The organism is Microbacterium sp. NPDC077644, from assembly GCF_040702785.1.
Lineage (GTDB): Bacteria > Actinomycetota > Actinomycetes > Actinomycetales > Microbacteriaceae > Microbacterium.
This window is the reverse complement of sequence record NZ_JBFBME010000001.1, coordinates 209,107-232,461: the sequence shown is the minus strand read 5'-3', so window position 1 is coordinate 232,461 and position 23,355 is coordinate 209,107. Positions and strand designations below refer to the sequence as shown.

Genomic DNA, 23,355 nt, shown 5'->3' with positions numbered 1-23,355 from the left:
GATGGAGGTCGATCGACCGCTCGACGATGCGCCATGATGGAGAGAGTGTCTTTTCGGGGGAAGGAACTCTAGATGCGAGTCTCTGTCATCGGTTGTGGATATCTCGGCGCAGTGCATGCGGCCGCAATGGCATCGATTGGGCATGAGGTCGTCGGCATCGACGTCGATCAGCGGAAGATCGACGCTCTCTCGAAGGGTGAGGCACCGTTCTTCGAACCGGGACTTCCGGAGATCCTGACCGAGGGGACGCAGTCCGGTCGCCTCTCGTTCACGACAGATATCAGCGCGGCCGCCGGTGCCGCGGTTCACTTCATCGGGGTCGGCACTCCTCAGCAGGCGGGCGGGTACGCAGCAGACCTTACGTATGTGAATGCAGCCATCGATTCGCTGCTCCCCCACCTGCGCGAGGGCGACATCGTCGCAGGCAAGTCAACGGTTCCGGTTGGCACCGCTGCCGAGCTCGCCACTCGCGTTTCCGAGACAGGAGCGACGCTGGTGTGGAATCCGGAATTTCTGCGCGAGGGCTGGGCAGTGCAGGACACGATCGATCCTGACCGTCTCGTCGCCGGCGTTCCCGAGGGACCCGACGGCGAGCGCGCCGCCGACATCCTGCGCGAGGTGTACGCGCCGGCGGTCGCGAAGGGCACGCCGTTCATCGTCACCGATTACGCCACCGCCGAGCTCGTGAAGGTGTCGGCGAACGCGTTCCTGGCGACGAAGATCTCGTTCATCAACGCGATGGCTGAGATCGCCGAAGCGACTGGAGCCGACGTCACCGAACTCGCCGACGCGATCGGATACGACGCCCGCATCGGCCGCAAGTTCCTCGGCTCGGGCATCGGATTCGGCGGCGGATGCCTGCCCAAGGACATCCGCGCGTTCGCGGCGCGGGCCGAGGAGCTCGGACGCGGAGAATCGATCAAGTTCTTGCATGAGATGGACGCCATCAACATGCGCCGCCGCGATCGCGCGGTCGAGCTGGTAGTCAACGGGTTGGGCGGCAGCGTGTTCGGCAAGAAGGTCGCCGTCCTCGGTGCGGCGTTCAAACCGCACAGCGATGACGTCCGCGACTCCCCTGCGCTGGACGTCGCCGTGCGCCTGAACGGGTTGGGCGCGAACGTTGTGGTCACCGACCCGCAGGCGATCGACAACGCCCGGCGACTCCACCCGCAGCTGACGTATGTCGCCGACCGTGATGAGACGCTGCGCGATGCGGACGCCGTCGTGCTGGTGACCGAATGGGATGAGTACCGGCGCGAGATGGCACCGGAGCACGTCAGCACCTTGACGCACGGACGCGTCGTCGTCGACGGACGCAACGGACTGGATGCTGCGGCGTGGCGCGCCGCCGGATGGAGTTACTACGGAATGGGGCGGCCCTAGACAGCCGGGCCCGTCCTCTGCATCGCAGTTGCCCCCGGCGCTGTCACCCCTTGAGCCGTTCCCAAGGTGCTCCGCCCTACACTCCGCTTATGCCCGACCCCCGCACTCCCCCGTTCGCGATCGTCGCGCGTGTGCTGCTGGTGCCGTATCTCATCACGGTCGCGCTGATCGTCTGGCTGCCGGCAACGATGGCCTCGAAGGTCACGAGCATCGCGTTCCGCCTCGCCCGTTACGTGAGCGAGCACTTCGGCATCGCGCTGAGCACGAGTTACACGGTCTTCGAGTTCCTGGCGAACATCGCGCTGTTCGTTCCGCTGGGGCTGCTGCTCGTCGCCGCGTGGCCGCGCTCGAACGCCTGGGTCGTGCTGCTGATCGGATACTCGGCGAGCGCAACGATAGAACTCGTGCAGACGCTGCTACCCAGCCGCTACCCGACGCTGTCGGACGTGATCGCGAACACGCTGGGTACGGCGATCGGATGCCTGATGGTCCGTGTCTTCGTCCAGCGAGCCCCTCGCGCTCGCAGCCGAGACGACGCCAAGAGAGCACCGTGGACGCAGCGCGAGGCGAGCCAGGCGCCGTATGCGTGAATCGTCATAGCATCCCGTTATCCGGAAAACGTAGTAGAGTGCAGTTAACCGGAAAACGTAATGAGGTGGATGATGGGTACTCACGACGCAACGCTCCGCTCTCCGGGCGACATCGGGCTGGCCATTCAGCAGGCACGTCTCGCGCAAGGCTTCTCCCAGGTGGCGCTGGCCGATCGACTCGGGATCTCACAGCGCTCGGTGAGCGAGATCGAGTCCGGCAAGCCCACGATCTACATGCGCAAGGTGTTCGACCTGCTCCGCGCAACGGGCGTGGAGCTCACCGCGACCTGGGATGACGGACGATCCGAATGAGGCTCGCGGTCGAGCTCTACGGTGTGATCGTCGGACATATCGAAGGCGCAGATGCCCGCTCGTTCGACTTCGTCGTCAGCGATGACGCGGCCGCAGACTTCGGGATGAACAGTCGCGTGCTGTCGGTGCTGATGCCGCTCACGCCGGTCACACCGAGGCAGCACGCAGGGCGTCGAAGGAATTGGTTCGCAGAACTGCTCCCCGAGGGCGACCAACTGGACCATATGCTCGCGCAGGGCGGCATCCGTCGTGGCGATGTTCCTTCGTTCCTCGCCCGCTTCGGTCGTGACGTCGCGGGTGCATTGCAGATCTGGGATGCTGACGACCCGGCGGAGCCACGGACGCCTGGTCTGATCCCGGTGAACACATCACGCGTTCGCGAGCTGCTGCAGGATCCGCTCGGGTCGCCGCTGGCGAACGCGCCCGCGGCCGGTAAGTCCTCACTCGGCGGCGTTCAACCCAAGATCGTTCTCGCATGGGAGGACGACGTGTGGAATCAGGCTGTCGGAGGTTTCCCGACGACACACATCCTCAAACCACAACTCGAGACGAACCCGACGGTGATCTTCGACGAGGAGTACGGTGCCAGGCTCGCGCGGAGTCTGGGTCTCGCCGACTTCGATTCGCACGTCGAGGAATTCGATGGGCTTTCCGCCCTCGTAATCGAGCGCTTCGATCGCGACAACGGCGAACGCGTCCATCAGGAGGACTTCAATCAGGCTCTCGGTGCTTCAGGGAACCAGAAGTATCAGGAGATCGGCGGCATCGCGAGTCTGCGCCGCGTCGCAGACTCTCTCTATCGCTACACGTCGAACGATGATCTGACGGCGCTGGCCCGGATGCTGACGCTGGCGACCGCGATCGGCAATCTCGACATGCACACCAAGAACCTCGGCCTGCTCCATCGGGCCTCCGGCGATGTCGCGCTTGCTCCCGCCTACGATGTCGTCCCGATGATGCACCGCGGCGACACGGACGGCAGGATGGCTCTGGCGGTCAACAAGAAGTATCGCCACGCGGAGATCACGCGTGCCGACCTGGTCGCCGAGATCAAGACGTGGGGCGTGCGCCGGCCAGACCACATCGTCGAGACGACGCTTGCGCAGTTGGAGGCGGCGGTCGACCAGGAAGAGCCCCTCAATGGTGCGCACCCGAGCCTGCGGGCAGACATACTGCGCTTCACACGCAACCTCATCGGCGGGCGAGCAGCCGGCGCTGAATGACGAATGAGAATGGCTGCCCGGGGCCGCCAGACCGATCCCTGAGCCGCCTTCCGATCCCTGAGCCTGTCGAAGGGTGAGGACAGCACCGCCCCGTACTCTGGAGTCATGATCTTCCGCTCCTCCGATCGCGCACCCGAAGGCATGAGCCGCCGCGAGTGGCGGCGACGCAACAAGCCCGCGACGCCTGCCGAGGTGTCCGCCGACCCGGCGCCGTCTGCTCCCGCACCTGCCCCGCTGGCGCCGCGTCCGTCGTTCGCGCCGACGGCGCAGGCGCAGCCGGTGGATGCCGATGACGATCGCCCGACGATCATCACCGTGTGCACGGGGAACATCTGCCGCTCGCCGATGGCCGAGGTGCTTCTGCGGGCGCGCCTCGAGCAGCTCGGGGTCCGCGTGCACAGCGCGGGAACGCATGCGCTCGTCGATCACGAGATGACGGAGCCGGCGCAGGAGATCGCGGTCGAGCTCGGTGCTGACGCCGGCGCGGCGGGTGCTCATCACGCCCGCTATCTCGTCGAGCCGATGCTGCGCGACGCGGACCTGGTCCTCACGATGGCGCGCGAGCATCGTTCGCACGCGGTGCAGTTGTCGCCGGGAGCGCTGAAGCGCACGTTCACGCTGCGCGAGTTCGCTCGGCTCGCGCAGACGCTCAGCACCGAGGATGCTCGTGCCGCCGCGGATGCCGCCGGCACGGACCCGCGTGCCCGGCTGCGTGCCGCCGCACTCGCGGTGACGGGTCAGCGCGGTCTCGCCCAGGCCGATCCCGAGCAGGACGACATCATCGACCCGTATCGCCGCTCGCGCGAGACGTACGAGCTCTCGGCATCGCAGCTCGCCCCGGGGATCGACGACGTCGAGAGGATCGTGCGGGCCGCGCTCGCCTGACCCCCAAGCCCTCACGGCTTCTCCCCTACCTCGACCTCCTACGATGGAGATCATGTCGACAAGAGCCGAGCTGCGTGCTGAGAAGAAGCCGCGCCGACCCCTGCTGCGCAGTTTCCGCTTCTGGATTCCGGTCGGAATCCTTCTGCTGCTGATCGTTCTCGCTGTGGCAGGACTGCTCGTCGGCAAGCCCATCTACGACCGTGCCATGTCGGCGCGGGCGTCGCTCGTGCAGGCGATGCCGCTGGCGACGCAGGCGAAGGACCAGATCCTCGCCGGCGACAGCGAGGGCGCGGCCGCGACGGCTGAGAAGCTCTCGGCGCTGACCGGGGATGCGCGGGCGCAGACCGACGACGGCATGTGGAAGAGCCTCGAGTGGGTGCCGTTCGTCGGTCCGAACCTGCACGCCGTTCGCACTGCGGCCGCCGTCACGGATGACCTGGTCACGGGCGCTGTCGCCCCCGCCACCAGCTTGAGCCTGAAGGCTCTGACTCCGGTCGACGGGGCGATCAATCTCGACGCGATCACCGCCATGCAGGGCACGGTGACGCAGGCCGCAGACACGATCGACAAGGCGTCGAGCGACCTCGACGCGATCGATGAGGGTTCGCTGATCCCGCAGGTCGAAGAGGCCGTGGCGCAGCTCACAGGTGCGGTGGACGAGCTGCAGCCGATGGTCGGGCCCGCGCGAGACATCCTCGGCGTTCTCCCCGCGGCTCTCGGCGCCGACGGCCCGCGGAACTATCTGACGATCTTCCAGAACAACGCCGAGTCTCGCGGGACCGGCGGCAACCCCGCCGCGATCGTCATGATCACGGCTGACAAGGGCAAGATCAGCATCACGCAGCAGGCGTCGAGCGCGAACTTCAAGAATGATCGCCCGGAACCGATCATTCCGCTCGATCCAGAGTTAGAAGCGTTGTATGGAGACAAGGTTGGCCGTTGGATCTCGGATGCAACCATGAGCCCGGACTTCAGCGAATCCGCAGAGATTCTTCGCGCGTACTGGGCTGAATCTTTCGGAACACCTGTTGATGCCGTGGTCTCGTTTGACCCCGTCGCTCTGAGCTACCTGCTGAAGGCTACCGGACCCGCCACGATCTCGAACGAGCCTGTCGAGATAAACGGAGTCCCAGTCCAGATCTTCGATGCACCGATCACGCTGAATGCTGAGAACGCGGTGCCTTTGCTGCTCAACCAGGCGTACTGGAAGTTCCCCGATGGCCAGCTTCAGGACGCGTTCTTCGCCGCCGCCGCGAAGTCCGTATTCGACGCGCTGATCTCGGGCACCCCGAACCCTACAGGGATCGTCGACAGTCTCGTGCGCGCCGTTGAGGAGAACCGACTTCTTTATGATTCCGCAGATGAAGACGAAGCCGCGCTCGTCGGGGAGTCGAAGCTTTCCGGTCGTCTCCCGAGCACCAATGACGATCGCACGCTCGTCGGTGTCTACGCTAACGACTTCACCTCAAGCAAGCTCGACTATTATATGCAACTCGACGTCGCTGCGACGTCCACACAGTGCTCGAACCCCGAGAAACCGCTATTCACGACCACGGCCACGCTCGAGAACACCGTCACGCCCGAGCAAGCGCCCAACTTGCCGTACCACATCGCTCCTGCCCGGTTCTTCGAGCGTGGCACCGTGGCGACGTATCTGGTCTTCTATGGGCCGGTCGGATCGACCTTCGCAGGTGCAGCAGTCGACGGTAAGTCCATCGATGCAAAGGGAGTACAGCACCTCGGGCGCGGAGCAGTGAAGATCGCCGTCAAGAACCTCCCGGGCCAGACGCACACGGTCACGGCCGAGTTCACCGGGGTCGCCGGAGAGTACGGCGAGTTCGACATCCAGCACACACCGATGGTGCGTCCCGTGAACCAGGAAGTGTCCGCTGAGGGTTGCGATTAACTAGCACGCCTCGAGCGCCGTCAACGCACTCCCGCTTAGAGGGAACAGAGGGGAACTACGGCAGTGGCTTTCTGGCAGTTGCCTGTTGCCACGCCCAGTCATCGCGGCACGCCTCCAGCAATGTGTGCTCGGCCTTCCACCCAAGCACGCGCTCTGCCTTCACCACGTCGGCATACGACACAGCGACATCCCCCGGGCGGCGGCTGGCGAGGCTGTAAGGGATGTTCCTTCCTGAAACCTCCTGGTATGCCCGAATGAGGTCCAAGACGCTCGACGGAACCCCCGACCCGAGGTTGATGGCCTCGAACCCTTTGCTCTTGTACTCAGCTGCGAGCACGTGCCCACGGGCGAGGTCTTGAACATGAATGTAATCCCGCACGCCGCTCCCGTCTGGCGTTGAGTAGTCATGCCCAAAAACTGTGACCTCGTCTCGCTCGCCTGTTGCAACCCCGGCCACGATCGGCATTAGATTGTTGGGAAACCCTCGCGGGTTTTCTCCAATCATTCCCGAGGGGTGCGCGCCGACGGGGTTGAAATAGCGAAGCGCAGTAGTCCTCAGATCGGGATTCGCCGCGCATGCGTCACGCAGGATCTCTTCGATCATGTGCTTCGTCTTGCCGTACGGATTGGCAATGCCCGTCCCGACAGAACTTGCTTCAGTATGTGGCACCGATTTACTCGACCCGTATACAGTCGCCGAACTGGAGAAGACGAGATCGGCGATACCGTGTGCCTCCATCGCGCGCAGTAGCGCGAGAGTTGTCCCGATGTTGACGTCGTAGTAGCGCTCCGGGTTGGCCACTGACTCCGCAACCGCCTTCAGGCCTGCGAAGTGGATCGCCACATCAACTTCGCCGTGATCATGAAGGAAACCAAGAAGGGCAACTTCGTCGCGCACATCTGCGACCAGCAGTGGCATCGTGCAACCGCTGAGTGCCTCGATGCGATCGATGACCTCTCGATGCGAATTGGAGAGATCATCAACAATTAGCACGTGGTGTCCGGCGGCGGATAACGCGATCGCAGTGTGCGAGCCGATATACCCCAACCCTCCGGTCAGGAGCACCCTCACGGGTTCACCGCCGCGTGCTCTCGCGCCTCATCCAGGCCTACGAGCGTTCTGAGCCAAGGGAATTCTCCCACCTGAATCCCTGGCTGCGGTTGCGTTGGCCGTCGATCTGCGGCCAGTTCCAAGCGATGTGACAGCTCTGATGCGTCCAGCGCTTCATCGTACGAAACCACCTCGCCCAGGTCGCCATACCACTCGAACTGGCCACTGAACTTGCCGAGATACTCGATGCCCACTGCCGGCACGCCCGACGACAGTGCACCAACGCATGCGTGCATGCGCCCGGATACTAAGGCCCAACTGCTGGCTAGAACATGCTTTGCCTCGCCGACCGATGTCGGTACGAAGAGTTCAATCTGCCGTTCGGGGTGCGCTCTCCGAGCCACCTCTACCAGCGTTCCTGACATCGCTACATCCCCGGGTCGGGCTCTTAGGTCGTGCGGCATGACGACGATCGGTCGATCACGCTCGATCCGGCCGATGAGGCCGAACCACGTATCGTGGTTCTCCTGCTCCGTCAGCCACCCCTTTGTGTGCATGTGCGCATTCGGTGATAGCACAAGATACTCGCCAGTCCCGAGTCGCTTTACTAAGCTCGTCGACTCGGAGGATGCCACTGGCCGCGCGAGTGCTCCGATATCTGGGGCCATCTCGACCTCGCGATCAAGAAGGGTTCTTGCCCGTTCGCGAGACAGAGAGTCACGAGCGTACATCTGCGCCTCCCCGGGAATGCGGCGGAGCAAGCGCACTGCCTCAGTTGTAGGCGAGCTACTGAGGCTGAAATTGACCATCATCGCTGGCATTCCATTACTCGTTGCCTGCCGAAGCGCCGCTACCCGGTACCCGAGATAACCGTGCAGATAGTCCCCGCCGATAGTGTCAGCGCCAATGACCGCGACAGGCCCAGAGCCGAACACACGATGTGCCCCTCCCTTCAGAAACGTAGTGTTTCCGAGGCGGAGTGGGTCGATCGATTGCGCACCCCCGCGAATACCTGTCCATCCCTCGGCGCCACCGGGGACCCACACCGTAAGGGCTCGCCCTAGCGCAGCAGCGCCCGCATCAACACCGGCTGCTAATGCACCGTCACCGAGAGACCCATGGGCCGCCGGGATGAGGACGTTTGCGAGCGCGTTGCGCGGAGGCGCGATTCTCCTCGTCATCAACGCGGGAGCTACCCGATCAACCAGACTCGAGTTCGCGACTTTCGTCACTCCGAGGTCGAGGTTGCCGCGTACCCATCGGGCGCGATCAGTCAATCGCTGGGAAAGCGTCGCCATGTCCCCAAACTCCCTAGATGCTCGTTTCAGTTGCACGTGTGACGTCTTGCACCCGTCGAGGACGTAAGCTGTTGAGGTGCGGTAAGCCAGCATGTGAAGTCTCGTCGGGAGCAAGGAGTGTTGTGGGCACGACCCGATCCCAACTCCTCATCCAGACTATCGCCAATGCGGCTAACACGATCACGCTGCAGGCGATCGCGATACTCTCACTCTCGCCATCTGACTATGGAATGTTCTCTTTCCTGTTCATCGGCTACGCCTGGTTCCTCTCGATCTCGTATTCGGTTCTGTCAGAGCCGTGGGCACGCGCGCGACACGAGCTGGGTACTCCAGGACCGTGGCGCGATTACGCGTCGGTAGCGATCGTCTTGTCGCTCGCGTCAGCCCTGCCAGTCGCGGCCATGTCGATGTTCGTGGACGACATCGTCACCGGCTTGGTGATGTCGCTCGCAACCGCGCTAGCGGTATACCGTGCGGCAGCAAGGTTCCGCGCGGCAGTAGACGGTAAGCATTTGAAGGTGTGGCTACCGGACGCACTTGGCACAGTGGCGATGATCACGTTATGGCTTGGGCTCAGCGTCATTATCTCGCCGGTACTCGCGGTGGCGGTCGCCTGGCTCGCTGCCAGCGCAGTCGCAGCCACAACGTCGCTAACGCCTGGATCAATCGACGTTCGAGCAGTTCCGAGGTGGTGGAAAAATCACTCGCGGCGAATCCGCGTCCTCTTCAGCGACTCGCTCCTCCAAGACTTGAGCACGGTGTTGATGCCACTCGTGCTTGCACCGATCATGGGCCTGGCCAGCTTCGGTGTATATCGCGCACTTTTCAGCACCGCGATGCCCGTCAGACTACTTCTTACCCCGCTACGACCAGCCATCGGCAACAGACCGCTAACGTTCTTTGCCGCTCCCAGAACGGCCGCTACTGTCTTCGGCACCTCTGTTGGGATCGGCGCGATAACCGCCTTCGGCATGTGGGTGGTGAGCGAAACTCTGCTTGACCCTGGAACAACACTTGCGGTGCTCGGCGCTGACTTTGCGGTGGCTGTGGGCATCTTCATTGCGGCCAATGGGGCCGCAACCTTCTATTACTTCGTCGCTAGGACTCACCTCAGTGGACGCGAGTTGATGGTCGCCCGAGTGGAGCAACTCATTGGCATCGGTGTAGGGCCCATCGCTGGTTTCGCGCTCTGGGGTCTGCCGGGCGCGGTGTGGGGCGTTGTCTTCGCCAACGCCGTGCACGCCGTGGTTCTGCCGATCATCGTCTTCGCCGCGAAGCGACCCGACGCACGACGGCCAACATGATCTGATGGATGAATCCAGCCCCAGGGACGACGACGCAGTCGCTTCGCGACCGATACCTCGCTGGTAAGGTCGACCCATGGGACACTTCTCCGACTGGCGTGCCGACTTCACCCGCCAAACGGATGCATTCGGAAAGTGTGCTGTGACGCTTCTCCGCCTGTCTCGCGCACTCGGTCCGATCGGAGTCGTTCCTGACCTGTCCCTGCGGATAATCTTCGGGTGCGAGATCCCCCGCACTGTGCCCGTGGGACCGGGGCTGCTTCTGGCGCACGGAGGACGCGGCGTGATCGTCCACCCGGACTCAAGAATCGGTTCAAATGTTGTTCTTCAAGCGAAATGTACGCTTGGCGTCGGAAGAGTGAAACGTGCACCGACGCTCGAGGACGGCGTGTACGTCGGCGTCGGCGCTTGCGTCCTAGGACCACTCATCATCGCCGCGGAGCAGTTATCGGTGCGAACGCAGTCGTGGTTCGTGACGTCCCTGCAGGCGAAACACACGCAGGAATCCCGGCAAAGCAGGTCGGTGTCCGGTCCACGACCAAGAAGTAAAGCCGATGGCCTGCAACTTCTCGTGCAAGAGTCGCGGTCGTACTAGGTCACCTGGCAAGGACTTCGCGTCCGGCACTGGCGATGTCGCGTGCCACCCTGTCCCATGAGAAGGCCGACCTGGCCGCATCCAGCTGCGTTCTGGACACCTCTGCATACAACGCAGGGTCTGAAACAAGCTGAGCCACGGCGTCGGCGAAGGCAACATCGCTCAACTCCTCTGCGACGATGCCACCCCCGGCCTGGACCTGTTCGGCCAAACCGCCAACGGGGGTAGCGACTATCGGGACTCCCTCATTCCACGCGAAACCCACGACACCTGATTGACTTGCCTCGTCATATGGCAGTGCCAAGACATCGAATGAACGTATCGTCGCGCCGATCTCGGACTCAGCAATCCATCGGTTGTCGACCTGCGCCTCCAATTCGTTCAGCCGTTCGCGGTCGCGATCCGAGAGAGCCCCTCGGCCTACGATGCAGAGCTCGATCGGAACACCTCGCTCCCGCAGGATCTCCGCAGCACTGATCAGGCGCGAGATTCCTTTGTACTTCTCGATTCTCCCGAAGAAACCAACGACAACCCTTCGCTCGGGATACCTCCGCGCTCGTTGAGAATCGTTCGCGCCGAAAGCGCCGTGAACGGTCTCAAACACGGGCACGTGCTGAGCACGCAACTGCTCGGCGACGGCGCTTGAGTAGGTCATTACCCCGTCAGTGTCAGTCAGGTCACGACCGGCGATCAGACTCAGAATCGTGCTTTCCTCGCCAGCGTGACGAACGGCGTCGTGAATGCTGGTGATCACCGGAATGCGCTGACGCCGCAATCGCCAGCGAACGTAGGCCTGTAGCGGATGGCCCATTGGCTCGAACACGATGTCAATGCCACTTTTTCGACAAAACTGCACGATGCGTCGAGTATCCTTCATCAGGCTCGAAACCCGACGCACTGCACCGAACCATCCCGCAGACCGTTCCCCGCCCACCTCGAGACACGTCGGAGCGACCGCGAGTAGCGCCGAGCGCATCTCGCTTGACGAATCAAAAGCAACCAGCGCCTCATCGGCGGCTGAGCGATTGATCGCGTTCGCGATCTCTACCTGAACCTGTGGGCCGCCGCCCCGAGTGCCTAGATGCAGCAGCAAGAATCTCATACAGTTCCTCCGACGTCCTGGGTAGCACGTGCGTTTGACGCACCCTGCGGAGGGCCCCAACGCGTCAGCCCAATCGCGGCGAGCGGGAGAAGCGCCACCATAGCCATGGGCCGGAATCGGGCTAGGATCCCGTAGTTCCCCACCGTGAGAGCAAGGCCGATCAGAATCACAACGACGACAACGAGGATCAAAGACGTAAGCCCTCGAGAGTCGTGCAATGCGCCACCTGGGCGGAATGTTGACAGCGATCTAAGCGCGAGGACCGCAACCAAGACCCAGCACGCTAGCTCGACGAATGCTAGTAGCATCACGGCTGTCGGACTGAATTCCCAGGGGAAAGGCCCCACGAGGACTCGCGGGGCGGTGACGGTGAGCACATCAACGAGCGACGCTTGCCCGCCTAGACCGGGGAACCCGCTTTCGGCGATCGACGAAAGTTCAGTCGTAGTTCCCACGACCCTCTCTTCGGAGACGCCTAGGAGCTCGGACAGCGTTGATTGAATCGGTTGCAGCAATAAGAGCAAACCCAGGAACAACGATCCCCTCAAAAGCAGCCTGAATCGGCTTTGACCCAGGACGATGTAGATCAGGGCGAAAGCGATAGCGATCGATACCGTGAGCCCGAGTGTTCCGCGAATCCAGGTCAAGATCGCCAGCGCCAGAGCAGCAGCTATGAGTCCCGCGGCGCGTCGCTTCACAAAGGCGTGGACGACCCAGCAGACCGCTACTGCGACCAGCAAGTACGTTATCGACTCGCGAAGGATGTGGGGTGACCACCAAACCAGCGACGGAGCTAGAGCCGTGAGGTAAGCGGAACGGCGCACCGCGACGCTGATCCGTGCAAACTCGGCGTCCGCAGAGTCCGCGATGAGTTCGGTCGTCTTTGCAACGACCACAACTAGCAACGCATGACAGATTATCCCCAACGCGATGGCAACGAGCGGCGCTGGCCCCGACACGGCGTACAAAGCACCGACTATCCAGATGTATCCCTCCTTGCCGGCGACGTAAACTACGGCATCGCTCGACTCTCCGTTCAGAAACTGCGCCGCTTGAACTGCGAGGGTGTGCCAGGTGTTTTCGTCTCCGACCAGTTCTCCACTCGTAGCTATCAGGATGAGCAATAGCGCGACATCCATGAGCGTCGCCAGAAATGCGATCCGTCCCACTTTCGCGGACTTCACCGTGCGCGCACTCACTCCAACGGTAATCAGTCCGACTGCACACAAGAGGAGGAGCGTTACCGCTCCCGTAAACGTGGTGACTCCCTCAAGATGGCTAGTCATTCGCGACCCCAACAATGACCTCGCCGCGTTCTCGTTGGCCGGTACCGCCCTGACCGTCCCAAGGGGAAGTCGTTCGAAATGCGCCGGGCACACTCGGCACTCAAAGTCACTGCTTCCACCTCGCGGAGTGTGCCGCCCAAACCGTCTCTGGGGCGAACTCCTCCAGTACCCGCTGGCGGGCAGCACGACCCATCCGATCGCTCTCCACCGGGTCCTCCACGAGCGCGGTCAGCGCCGCAGCGAGCGCCCGCGCGTCGTCGGTTGGCACGATGACCCCTGTTTCGCCGTGAACGACCGAGTCCACACATCCGGTCGCATCCGACACTACCGAGGGGACTTGCATGCTTGCCGCCTCGAGAACGACGTTTGGAAAACCCTCTCGCCGGCTGGGAAGAACGAGGAGATCCATGACAGCAAGAAGTGGTCGCGTGTCGAGAACAAATCCCACGACGTGGACCGAGACACGATCATCAAGGCCGCCGAGGAGACTTTCGATGTCGACGCCTTCGGCCTCACCCACGATGAGGAGCTGCAGCCGCACACCCTCGTCGGCGCACTTCTTCACTGCCTTCGCAAGGACATCGATACCCTTGTCCGGGTTCAACCGTCCGACGAACCCGATTACTGGAAGGCCTTTGGCTTCAATCTGCCGGCGTAGCGCGTCATCGAGTTGGGGGATCTGCGCAGTTCGCGAGAATCGCTCTGCATCGACACCGTGTGAAGAACCGGCACCAAGGACAATCACCTCCTTGCCTCCGTTCACGCCAAGCTCCTGAGCTCGGGAGGCAAGGCTCTTGCTGTTGGCAATCACAGCCGTGGAAAGCCTTGCGGTGAGCCATTCGAGGAAGCTGAACACCACGCGGCTGAGGCCTTGAGCAGTCTCCAGTCTGAGGCCCCAGAGCTCGTATATCCTGCGCGGAACGCCTACGATACGACTCGCCAACGCCCCAATGAGTGATGCCTTGGGTGTCGCGTAGACAACGCTGTCGGGTCGAATCCGACGGAAGAGTTGCACCGCGGCGACGACAGCGCTCAAGTCATGCAGAAGGGATGGTTCGCGTCGCAATGCAATTGGTTCGAACTTGACCCCGGCCTGGGAGACAAGCTCATCCAGGCCAGGCCCATCGCTACACACGAGGGTGACTTCCCAGCCGTCGTCCTGGAGGAACTCCAGATATCCCTTGAGGAAAGTAGTTGCGGTCACAGAACTTGTAACGAGCAGGCAGAGTCGCTTGGTCATCGGGCTGGCACGCCCTTGACGATCGCGCCAGAATCCACGTCTCTCGTAACGCACGCGGCCGCACCAATGATGCTCCCAGTCCCGATGCTGAGCCCCTGGAGCACGGTTGATCCCGCGCCGATCAAAGTCTCGCGCGACACTGTCACTTCCCCTGAGATAACGGCTCCCGGATTGACTGATACGTACTCGCCCAGCGTGGCGTCGTGTCCGATAATCGCTCCGGGATTTACATGGACGCTCCTCAGGATCGTCACATTCGTTGAAACCAATGCTCCCGCACACACCACCGCGCCATCTGCAAGGCTGCTGGCTGATCCGATCACTGAGCTCGGATGAACAAGCGCCGGCGCCAGTGGACCAAGTATCCGCGAATCAATTCGCGCACGTAGGTGCGGATCTCCGATGGCAACCACCCGTGGCGTCCTCGCCAGTAGAGCTTGATTTTGCGCAATCGAGCCCAAATGGCGATACGAGCGAGCCGCAAGCCTATTGAGATGCGCGCCTCCCCCTGAGTCATCGATAACTCCGACGACGTCCCAGACGGACCCAGGAGATGCCCCATTGATCGCCTCGATCACATCAAGTGTCTCCCGACCGAACCCACCGGCACCGACTACGACAATCTGCTCAACCACCCGATTCACCGAACTTCCGCATGGTCACATGTCCCTCAGCACTGATTCCTTCACGGACGAGCACCGATCGGACCGTTGCCGCGAGAATTCGCGCATCGAGAGCAATGCTGCGTTCGTCGACGTACTTCACATCCAAGGCGAATCGTTGCTCCCAGGCAACGGCGTTCCGGCCACTGACCTGCGCGAGTCCAGTGATGCCGGGTCGCACCTCGTGTCGGCGCGCCTGGGTCGGCGAGTACAAGGGCAGATACTCGACGAGCAACGGCCTGGGGCCCACGATACTCATGTCCCCGTTAAGCACATTCCACAGGGACGGCAATTCATCAAGACTGGTGGCGCGGAGAATCCGACCGAACTTCGTCAGACGTTGCTCGTCGGTCACCAATCCACGTGCCTCGTCAACGCTGCGCATGGAGCGGAATTTGTACAGTCGGAAAACTCGCTCGCCACGACCCGGACGGAGCTGGGTGAACAGCACAGGACCGCCCAGGTTCAGCCAGACTACGAGGGCGGTAATGAGGATCACCGGGCTGAGCACGACGAGCACCACCGCCGCCGCCGCCGCGTCGAGTCCACGTTTGACCGCGTCGTACGGTCGAGAAGCAGGCGGCTTCATGTCAACGACCGGTCAGGAACGCGTCGATCGCCGTGCGCGTGCGCTCACGTTGATCGTCGGACAGAGCGGATCCGCTCGGCAACGTCAGTCCTCGCTCGAAGAGCTGCTCGGATGCACCGTTGATCTGCCCGCGCGATCCGTCAAAGACGGGCTGGAGATGCATCGGCTTCCAAAGCGGGCGACTCTCGATGTTGTGCTCCGCAAGGACCGCAGCCAGTTCCGCCGGGGCCCAGCCGGTCACTGCCTGATCGACAACGATCGAAGTCAGCCAAACGTTGTCGGCGTCGTCACCCGCAGTTCCGAACACATCAACGCCCCCGACAGTAGCGAAGAGTTGCTTGTATAGCTCACGCATCTCACGTCGCTTCGCGATCATGTCGTCGAGGCGCGACAGCTGGGCACGACCGAGCGCAGCCAACAGGTTGCTCATCCGGTAGTTGTAACCGATGTCGGTGTGCTCGTAATGGACGACCGGTTGGCGGGCCTGCGTGGCGAGATAGCGCACGTGCTTCGCGAACGCTTCGTCATCGGTGAGCAGCATCCCCCCACCGGACGTCGTCATGATCTTGTTGCCGTTGAACGAGACGATCGATGCAGCTCCGAAGCTTCCGGCGGCCTTGCCGGCGTGCGTCGCTCCGAGAGACTCAGCCGCGTCCGCGAGGACCGGAACCCCGAACTCGTCCGCGATCGCCAAGATCTCGGTGTAGTTCACGGCCTTGCCCAGGAGGTCTACAGGCACGATCGCGGCGACGCTCTCGCCGTTTGCGCGCAGCTCGACCATCGCTCGGCGAAGCAACGCCGGGTCCATGTTGCCTGTCGATGGCTCGGCGTCGATGAAGTAGGGCTCGGCTCCGGTGTAGACGATCGCGTTCGTCGTCGCCGCGAAGGTCATCGTCGACGTCACCACGACATCACCGGGCTTCACGTCCAGAGTAAGCAGTCCGAGATGCAGCGCGGCGGTGCCTGAGCTGAGCGCCACTCCGTGCGCAACGCCGACACGCTCAGCAAGCTCGCGTTCGAACGCGTCCACATCGGGGCCGAGGGGTGCGATCCACCCCGAGCGCATCGCGGCGACGACGGCGTCTTCTTCGAGTTGGCCGACGTCCGGAGACGACATGAAGATGCGTTCGCTCACTTCGTGTCCTCCACGTTGTTCACATTGATGCGTTCGAGGATGGCCGTCTCGTTGTTGCGTGGGGTGGCGAACATCCGGTCCATCCAACCCTGCTTGTCGAGACGCTCCGGAGTGATGACATCGGCTCTGGTGTGCGACACCTTGGGGTGGAACGGTCGCTCCAGATCCTCGCGGGTACCGACGAGCACTTCGTGCAGCTTCTCTCCGTGACGCAGGCCCGTGAACACGATCTCGATGTTCTTGCCAGACATCGCGATCATGCGCTTGGCGACCTCGAGAATCGAGACCGGTTCGCCCATGTCGAGGATGAGGATCTCGCCAGGGCGGCCTATGCCACCAGCCTGGATGACCAGCTGGCACGCCTCGGGAATGGTCATGAAGTAACGCGTCACATCAGGATGGGTGACCGTCACCGGGCCGCCTGCTTCGATGAGCGCCTGGAACGTCGGAAGCATGGATCCGCGGCTGCCGATCACATTGCCGAACCGCACAGACAGGTAGCGCATGCCGGACTCTTCCGCAGCCCAAGCCGTCAGCTTCTCGGCGACACGCTTCGAGTGGCCGAGCACGCTCGTTGGGTTCGCGGCCTTGTCTGTGGAGATGTTGACGAACGTCGCCACGCCGACCTTGCGCGCGGCGTTGAGCACGTTGAGCGTGCCGAGCACGTTCGTCTTCCATGCCTCGTCGGGGTACTGCTCAAGCATCGGAAGATGCTTGAGTGCCGCAGCATGGAAGACCACTTCGGGCTTGCGAGCGGCGAAGATCTCGTCGAGCGTCGATTGCTCGCGGATATCGGCGAGGACGACGTCATTCGAGTCGAGAAGGCCATGACCTGACGTTCCCAGCTGAGCGAGCTGCAGTCCGGTCTCGTCGCGATCGAGCATGATCAGTTCGCTCGGCCCGAACTTCGCGAGCTGGCGGCAGAGTTCGGATCCGATGGACCCGCCAGCTCCTGTCACCAGAACGCGTTTTCCCGTGACGTATCCCGCGATGAGTTCGACGTTCGTGTCGACCGGGTGACGGCCGATGAGGTCTTCGATGCTGATGTCGCGCAGGTCGCCGACGGACTTCTCGCCGCTGAGCAGACTCGACAGCGCTGGGGTGACGGACACGGTGAGGCCCGCCTTCTCTGCATCGTCCGCGAGTCGGCGCAGCAGCGTGCTGTCTGCCTGCCCGATTGCGATAATGATCGCCTCGGCTCCTGTCTGCTCGGCAGCCTCAGCGATCTTCTTGGTGCGTCCGATGACAGGAACACCCCGAAGTCGAAGATTCTTCTTGGCAGGGTCGTCGTCGAGGATGCCGACGGGGCGGAACGGCGACGTCGGGTCGGTGTTCAGAGTGTGGACGAGCATGCCCCCGAGATACCCGGCCCCCACGATCAGTGCAGGCTTGGCTTCTTCACCGGGCTTGCGGGCGCGCTCAAGCATCAGTCGCGCCAGGTAGCGAACGCCGAACATGATCAGCAGCACGAACGGGAAAGCGAGGATCACAGTGCCGCGCGGCACTCCGAAGAACGGTCCGAACGCCATGTTGAGCACGGTGAGGACAGCTGCCTGCAGGAGCACAGCGAGCCCCAGCATGCGCACCTCTTCGAAGGAGCCGTAGGTGTACCGGCCTCGATAGAACGCGAAGTAGTAGCCGACGACAACCTGCAGTCCGGCGGCGATCAGCGCGAGCGCCAATGTGGCGAGCCAGGCACCCGGCGGCGGCACGTACTCGAATCGCAACGCAAGAGCCGCGAAGATTCCGACGACCCAGGCGAGGCTGTCGACGACTGCGGCCGCGAAGCGGCGTCGCCGCTGAGCGACCGACACTATAGATATCGACCCGGTGCTCGCACTCGGTTCCACCCTGCATCCCCCCAGCAGCCATTTCAACTTCTATGCGCGGGCATCGAGATGGTCCGCGCAGATCTATGTTTGCACAACCTGTGCGTGCGGTGGGGCCAGGACCGGGACATGGGCGATTCGTGACGATGCGGGCGGTCAATACGAGCGCAGCGGAGCGTTACGAGGTGGTATCCGACACTTCGACAGGCTCAGTGATCGGACGCGTGCGAGCGACGGGTCAGGGCAGCGGATCCTCGATGATGGGCTCCTCTTCGGCCGGGGGCTGCTCGGCGGGCGGATCCGTTGTGCCGGGGTCGGTCGGCTCCTGGGTCGCGGGCGGGGTCCAGTTGTTGTTCTGCTGGTTATTGCGCGCCTCTTCCTCAGCGACGCGAGCCCGATAATCGTCATCGTGCAGCGCGATCAACGCATCACGGTACGCGGTGAGTGTCTTCGCGCCCTCCGGAGTGTTGAGCGGCGTCGCCGCGATGGTAGCCGCCGCTGCCGCCACCGCGTCGCGGAACTCCTGCTCGGCCACCGGGTACTCCTCGACCTCCGCCTCGGCATGACCGGCGAACGACCCGGCGAACGCCGCCAGCTGCTGCGTGAAGCCGGCTGTCAGCTCGTCGACCCGGGCGCGAGCCGTGCGCAGCTGCTCGGCAGCGGCATCCACGGTGTCGGACGACTCCTGCACGCGATCGATCGCATCGCCGACGCTCTGCAGCGAATCCGTGTCGACCTTGCCGCGCTCGTACGCGGCCGGGAGTTCGGGCACAGCGATCTCGCCCAGCGCTGTCGTATACGCATCCACCGCCTGCGTCACCGTCGACAGCGCCGCAGGATCAGCCGCAGCAGGCTGTTCCTCGGTCTCGGCAAGCCCGCCCAGCGCGGTGCGCAGCGCCGCAGCATCCGCCAATTCCGTCGAGATCGTCTCTTCGAGACGCGTCTTCGCCGCACCCGCGGCCTGCTCGGCACCCGCGAGTGTCGACTCGTCGGACTTGAGGATCTGCACGGCGCCCGCCGTCGGGCTCGCACTCGCCATCTGCACGCCCGTGAACGTCGCCGCTCCCACCGCGACGACGATCGCGACGGCCGCAGCACCGACGTTCAGCCAGTCGATGCGGCGGTGACCGCGCACCTTCTTCTGCTTCGCGCTCTTGAGGAACCCGGGCGACACCAGCGCCGGCGAGCTGTTCACGGCGGCCGACTCGACCATCGCCGCCAGCCGCACGGCATCCCGCCCGGCACCGAGAGGCGCGTCAGCCTGACGCCGAGGCCCGACAAGCGCCTCGAGCTTCTCTGTTGTCGGGGACATGGGTACCACTCTCCGTGCGGGCGCGCCACGATGAGCGCGATGAAAGGCTAATGTCTTCTGAGGATACTCGGCCGTCGCCGAACACACGTCGAACACCGGGAGAGCGATGACCATCCAGGACTACCTGCGCATCGTCAGGCGCAATCTCGTCCTCATCCTCTCCCTCACCGTCATCGGCCTCTCGATCGGCACGGTCGTCGCTCTCACGACGCCCACCCGCTACAGCGCGTCGACCGAGTTGTTCATCTCGGCGCAGGCCAGCACGGGCACACCCGCCGAGCTCAACCTGGCCCGAACCTACGCGCAGCAGGCGGCGACCAGCTACGTCGAGATCATCTCGAGCTCGCTCGTGCTGCAGCCGGTGATCGACGATCTCGGGCTCGACACCACGGTCGGCGCACTGGCTGCCGCCGTCACCGCGAGCGCAGCGAATCTCAGCACCGCGATCACGGTCGCCGTCACCGACGAGAACCCCGGCCAGGCCGCCCGCATCGCCAACGCGATCGGCGAGAGCTTCACCGCCGTCGTCGCCGAGCAGCTCGAACGACCGGTCGATTCCCGACCGAGCATCGTGCGGATCGACACGCTCGAGGCGGCTCAGGTGCCGACGTCTCCTGCCGCGCCCAACGTGCGCCTCATCGTGATCCTCGGCGCATTGCTCGGGCTCGGCGCAGGAATCGGCGTGGCCGTGCTGCGCTCCGTACTCGACAACCGCATCCGCACGATCGAAGACGTCGAGCGGGCCATCAGCGTTCCCGTCCTCGGCGGCATCGCCCTCGATCCGCAGGCTCGCGAGCGTCCGCTCGCTATCGCCTCGGACCCACGCGACCGTCGCGCCGAGGCCTTCCGCGCTCTCCGCACGAATGTCCGGTTCCTCGTGCCCGGCGGCGACCCGGCCGCCTTCGTCATCACCAGCGCGGGCCCGGGCGAAGGCAAGTCGACCACCTCGGCGAATCTCGCCATCGCCTTCGCCGAAGCAGGCGCCCGCGTCGCTCTCGTCGACGCCGACCTGCGCCTGCCCCGCGTCGCCGAGTACTTCGCGATCGAAGGCGGCGTCGGCCTCACCGAAGTGCTCATCGGCCGCGTCAACGCCAGCGATGCGATGCAGCGCTGGGGCCGCGGAGCCCTGTTCGTCCTGCCCTCGGGCTCGGTGCCCCCGAACCCGGCGGAGCTGCTCGGCTCGGGCGCGATGACGAACCTCATCCACGAACTCAAGCACGCCTTCGACATCATCATCATCGATGCCCCACCCGTGGGCCTCGTCACCGACGCCGCCGTGCTCGCCAAGAAGGCCGAGGGGGCGATCATGGTGGCCGCCTCGGGCAAGACACGGGCACCGCGTCTCGCCGACGCCGTCGACAGCATCGAGGGCATCGGCGCCAAGGTGCTCGGCACCGTGGTCACCATGCTGCCCACCAAGGGCGTCGACAAGACGGCCTACGGTGTGTACGGCTCGTACGAGGCGGCATCCCGCTAACATCGGCGCGACTGACATCAGCGCCGACCTGACCGACTAGTAACCTTAGAGATCATCACGACGCCGCAACGCGGCGGCATCGCACAACCGAGGGAAACGACAGCGTGGAGCTTCGCGACTACATCCGCATCCTGCACAAGAACTGGATCGTCATCCTCGTGCTTCTCATCGTCGGCCTCGCCGGCGGCGCCGGCTACGCCGCGATGCAGGCGCCGAAGTACGTCGCCTCGACCCAGCTCTACGTGTCGGTGCGCACCGAGGGCGCCGCCACCGGCGACCTCGTGCAGGGCACGACCTTCGCGCGCCAGATCGTCACCAGCTACGTCGACGTCATCGGCACCGCGCTCGTGCTCGACCCCGTCGTCGAGGAGCTCGGCCTCGACACCACGGCGTCCGCCCTCTCGTCGCGCATCTCAGCGACCACGGCTCTGAACACCGTGCTCATCAACATCACGGTCACCGACATCGACCCGAAGCAGGCGGCCGCGATCGCCGACGCCACCGCGGCCAGCTTCGCGAACGTCGTGCAGACCGAACTCGAGCGCCCCGACACCGAGGGCGGTGCGAGCCCGGTGCAGATCACGATCACCGACCCGGCCGCCGAGCCCACCAAGCCGTCGAGCCCGAACGTCCCGCTGCTCATCGTGCTCGGCGGCCTGCTGGGCCTCGCCGCCGGCATCGCGTTCGCCGTGCTGCGCAGCGTGCTCGACACCCGCATCCACACGCTCCACGACCTCGAGACGATCACCGACCGGCCCATGCTCGGCGGCATCGCGTACGACCCCGAAGCCAAGAGCCGCCCGCTCATCGTGCATGCCGACCCGCGCAGCCCGCGCGCCGAGTCGTTCCGCACGCTGCGCACGAACCTGCAGTTCCTCGAGGTCGACTCGCCGTCGCGCACGTTCGTCATCTCGAGCGCCGGACCGGGCGAGGGCAAGTCGACAACCACCGCGAACCTCGCCATCGCCCTCGCCGAGACCGGCGCCCGCGTCGCGCTGATCGACGGCGACCTGCGCCTGCCGCGCATCGCCGACTACATGGCGATCGAGGGCGGCGTCGGCCTCACCAACGTGCTCATCGGCCAGCTCGACGTCGCCGACGCCCTGCAGAAGTGGGGCAAGAACGAGCTCTACGTGCTGCCGAGCGGGCCGATCCCGCCGAACCCGAGCGAGCTGCTCGGCTCGGCCGCCATGGACCGTGTGCTCAAGCCGCTCGAGGAGTACTTCGACTACATCCTCATCGACGCTCCCCCGCTGCTGCTCGTCACCGACGCCGCCGTGGTCGGCAAGAAGACCCGCGGCATCATCCTCGCCGCGGCATCCGGCAAGACGAAGAAGCCCGAGCTGTCGGGTGCGATCCGCACGCTCGAGACCGCCGGCGTCAACCTGCTCGGTGTCGTCGTGACGATGCTGCCGACCAAGGGACCGGACAGTTACGGATACGGCTCGTACACCTATGGCTCGACGCACACGCTCGAGCAGGCACCGGCCGAGCTGAGCCCTGCGCAGGCGAAGCCGAAGCGGCGGGCGCGCGCGAAGGCGCGGGTCGGGGCGTAAGCGGGCCGTTGGGCGAGGTTTCGACTCGCTTCGCTCGCTCAACCCGTTTCGTCTTCGGCGGCTGCGCCGCCTTCGCTCAACGACCCGCGGGGAACTCCCTGAGGCCCTTCGCTCAACGACCCGTCTGAAGGACCAAGCCTCACGGCTGCTTGGGGGCGGCGCGGAAGACGACCTTGTGGTACAGCACGAAACGGAACACCACCACGATCACGATGCTGATCAGGTTGACGACGTTCAGCGCGAACGCGCCCGTCGCGTGACCGACGATGAGCTCGAGCGCCTTGACCCCGAGCCAGACCAGACCTGCGCCCAGCAGCGTGCACACGCCGTTCGTCGCGAGGAACAGCACCAGCTCAGACACACGACCACGGCGATCGCGATGACGGAAAGCCCACTCGCGATTGCCGATGTACGCGTTCACGAGAGCGACCAGCGAAGCGACGATCTTCGACACGACAGGATCCCAGTCGAAAACGAAGACGAAGAGGTTGAACGCCGCGATCTCGATCACGGTGCTGATCGCACCGACGATGAGGAACCGGCTTCCCACGCCCGCCAGACGTCGCAGACGGGCAGGGATCTTCACTCCATTAGAGTACTAGGTGCATGCGTCGAGGTCG

21 protein-coding genes are annotated in these 23,355 nt (G+C 64.0%); 9 read left to right on the top strand and 12 right to left on the bottom strand.

From position 1 onward, the window contains the following. The first annotated feature begins 72 nt into the window (after positions 1 to 72). The 5 genes from AB0269_RS01200 to AB0269_RS01180 all read left to right on the top strand — a co-directional run bounded on the left by AB0269_RS01200 (position 73) and on the right by AB0269_RS01180 (position 4,393). On the top strand, positions 73 to 1,383 hold the full coding sequence (locus tag AB0269_RS01200) for a UDP-glucose/GDP-mannose dehydrogenase family protein (protein ID WP_366209355.1): 1,311 nt from the start codon (positions 73 to 75) through the stop codon (positions 1,381 to 1,383). An 89-nt stretch (positions 1,384 to 1,472) separates the two neighbouring features. After that, positions 1,473 to 1,973 carry a VanZ family protein gene (locus AB0269_RS01195; RefSeq protein WP_366209354.1) on the top strand — a complete coding sequence of 167 codons (501 nt, stop codon included), beginning with the start codon at positions 1,473 to 1,475 and terminating at the stop codon, positions 1,971 to 1,973. A 72-nt stretch (positions 1,974 to 2,045) separates the two neighbouring features. Beyond that, positions 2,046 to 2,285, top strand: coding sequence for a helix-turn-helix domain-containing protein (locus tag AB0269_RS01190; protein ID WP_366209353.1), 240 nt, complete (start codon positions 2,046 to 2,048; stop codon positions 2,283 to 2,285). After that, positions 2,282 to 3,508, top strand: coding sequence for a HipA domain-containing protein (locus AB0269_RS01185; protein WP_366209352.1), 1,227 nt, complete (start codon positions 2,282 to 2,284; stop codon positions 3,506 to 3,508). Before AB0269_RS01190 ends, AB0269_RS01185 begins: the two co-directional genes overlap by 4 nt. A 105-nt stretch (positions 3,509 to 3,613) precedes the next feature. Next, positions 3,614 to 4,393, top strand: coding sequence for a low molecular weight phosphatase family protein (locus tag AB0269_RS01180; protein WP_366209351.1), 780 nt, complete (start codon positions 3,614 to 3,616; stop codon positions 4,391 to 4,393). A 192-nt stretch (positions 4,394 to 4,585) separates the two neighbouring features. Here AB0269_RS01180 and AB0269_RS01175 read toward each other — a convergent pair whose 3' ends face one another. Continuing rightward, complete coding sequence (locus tag AB0269_RS01175; protein ID WP_366209350.1) at positions 4,586 to 4,750, bottom strand: hypothetical protein; 165 nt, start codon at positions 4,748 to 4,750, stop codon at positions 4,586 to 4,588. Between the two features lie 19 nt (positions 4,751 to 4,769). Here AB0269_RS01175 and AB0269_RS01170 point away from each other — a divergent pair, with 19 nt between their 5' ends. Beyond that, positions 4,770 to 6,299, top strand: a complete 1,530-nt coding sequence (locus tag AB0269_RS01170) for a DUF4012 domain-containing protein (RefSeq protein ID WP_366209349.1) — start codon at positions 4,770 to 4,772, stop codon at positions 6,297 to 6,299. Between the two features lie 55 nt (positions 6,300 to 6,354). On the opposite strand, the gene galE is transcribed toward AB0269_RS01170, so the two are convergent. Together galE and AB0269_RS01160 are read right to left on the bottom strand one after the other, a co-directional pair. Further along, positions 6,355 to 7,371, bottom strand: coding sequence for a UDP-glucose 4-epimerase GalE (gene galE / locus AB0269_RS01165; RefSeq protein WP_366209348.1), 1,017 nt, complete (start codon positions 7,369 to 7,371; stop codon positions 6,355 to 6,357). Further along, entirely contained in the window at positions 7,368 to 8,531 is a 1,164-nt protein-coding gene (locus tag AB0269_RS01160; RefSeq protein ID WP_366210472.1) for a polysaccharide pyruvyl transferase family protein, read from the bottom strand. The genes galE and AB0269_RS01160 overlap by 4 nt, the downstream gene beginning before the upstream one ends. A gap of 239 nt (positions 8,532 to 8,770) precedes the next feature. Here AB0269_RS01160 and AB0269_RS01155 point away from each other — a divergent pair, with 239 nt between their 5' ends. Further along, a complete protein-coding gene (locus tag AB0269_RS01155) occupies positions 8,771 to 9,952 on the top strand; it encodes a hypothetical protein (protein WP_366209347.1) in 1,182 nt (393 codons plus the stop codon). Positions 9,953 to 10,548: 596 nt separating this feature from the next. On the opposite strand, the gene AB0269_RS01150 is transcribed toward AB0269_RS01155, so the two are convergent. From AB0269_RS01150 to AB0269_RS01115, 8 genes are all read right to left on the bottom strand, one after another. Next, on the bottom strand, positions 10,549 to 11,649 hold the full coding sequence (locus AB0269_RS01150; protein WP_366209346.1) for a glycosyltransferase family 4 protein: 1,101 nt from the start codon (positions 11,647 to 11,649) through the stop codon (positions 10,549 to 10,551). Further along, positions 11,646 to 12,833, bottom strand: a complete 1,188-nt coding sequence (locus AB0269_RS01145) for a hypothetical protein (protein ID WP_366209345.1) — start codon at positions 12,831 to 12,833, stop codon at positions 11,646 to 11,648. Before AB0269_RS01145 ends, AB0269_RS01150 begins: the two co-directional genes overlap by 4 nt. Positions 12,834 to 13,041: 208 nt before the next feature. Further along, positions 13,042 to 14,175: a glycosyltransferase family 4 protein gene (locus AB0269_RS01140; protein ID WP_366209344.1), complete on the bottom strand. Its 1,134-nt coding sequence runs from the start codon at positions 14,173 to 14,175 to the stop codon at positions 13,042 to 13,044. Then, positions 14,172 to 14,810 carry an acetyltransferase gene (locus AB0269_RS01135; protein ID WP_366209343.1) on the bottom strand — a complete coding sequence of 213 codons (639 nt, stop codon included), beginning with the start codon at positions 14,808 to 14,810 and terminating at the stop codon, positions 14,172 to 14,174. The genes AB0269_RS01140 and AB0269_RS01135 overlap by 4 nt, the downstream gene beginning before the upstream one ends. Beyond that, a complete protein-coding gene (locus tag AB0269_RS01130; protein ID WP_366209342.1) occupies positions 14,803 to 15,426 on the bottom strand; it encodes a sugar transferase in 624 nt (207 codons plus the stop codon). The genes AB0269_RS01135 and AB0269_RS01130 overlap by 8 nt, the downstream gene beginning before the upstream one ends. Position 15,427: 1 nt before the next feature. Then, entirely contained in the window at positions 15,428 to 16,648 is a 1,221-nt protein-coding gene (locus tag AB0269_RS01125; protein ID WP_366209341.1) for an aminotransferase class I/II-fold pyridoxal phosphate-dependent enzyme, read from the bottom strand. Next, entirely contained in the window at positions 16,558 to 18,375 is a 1,818-nt protein-coding gene (locus AB0269_RS01120; protein WP_366209340.1) for a nucleoside-diphosphate sugar epimerase/dehydratase, read from the bottom strand. The genes AB0269_RS01125 and AB0269_RS01120 overlap by 91 nt, the downstream gene beginning before the upstream one ends. Positions 18,376 to 18,628: 253 nt before the next feature. Beyond that, positions 18,629 to 19,702 (bottom strand): hypothetical protein, encoded by a 1,074-nt coding sequence (locus tag AB0269_RS01115; RefSeq protein ID WP_366209339.1) that lies wholly within the window; start codon positions 19,700 to 19,702, stop codon positions 18,629 to 18,631. A gap of 106 nt (positions 19,703 to 19,808) precedes the next feature. Here AB0269_RS01115 and AB0269_RS01110 point away from each other — a divergent pair, with 106 nt between their 5' ends. Beyond that, complete coding sequence (locus AB0269_RS01110) at positions 19,809 to 21,179, top strand: polysaccharide biosynthesis tyrosine autokinase (RefSeq protein ID WP_366209338.1); 1,371 nt, start codon at positions 19,809 to 19,811, stop codon at positions 21,177 to 21,179. A 104-nt stretch (positions 21,180 to 21,283) separates the two neighbouring features. Further along, a complete protein-coding gene (locus AB0269_RS01105; RefSeq protein ID WP_366209337.1) occupies positions 21,284 to 22,735 on the top strand; it encodes a polysaccharide biosynthesis tyrosine autokinase in 1,452 nt (483 codons plus the stop codon). Positions 22,736 to 22,874: 139 nt separating this feature from the next. On the opposite strand, the gene AB0269_RS01100 is transcribed toward AB0269_RS01105, so the two are convergent. Beyond that, positions 22,875 to 23,321, bottom strand: a complete 447-nt coding sequence (locus tag AB0269_RS01100) for a GtrA family protein (RefSeq protein WP_366209336.1) — start codon at positions 23,319 to 23,321, stop codon at positions 22,875 to 22,877. Positions 23,322 to 23,355: the final 34 nt, after the last annotated feature.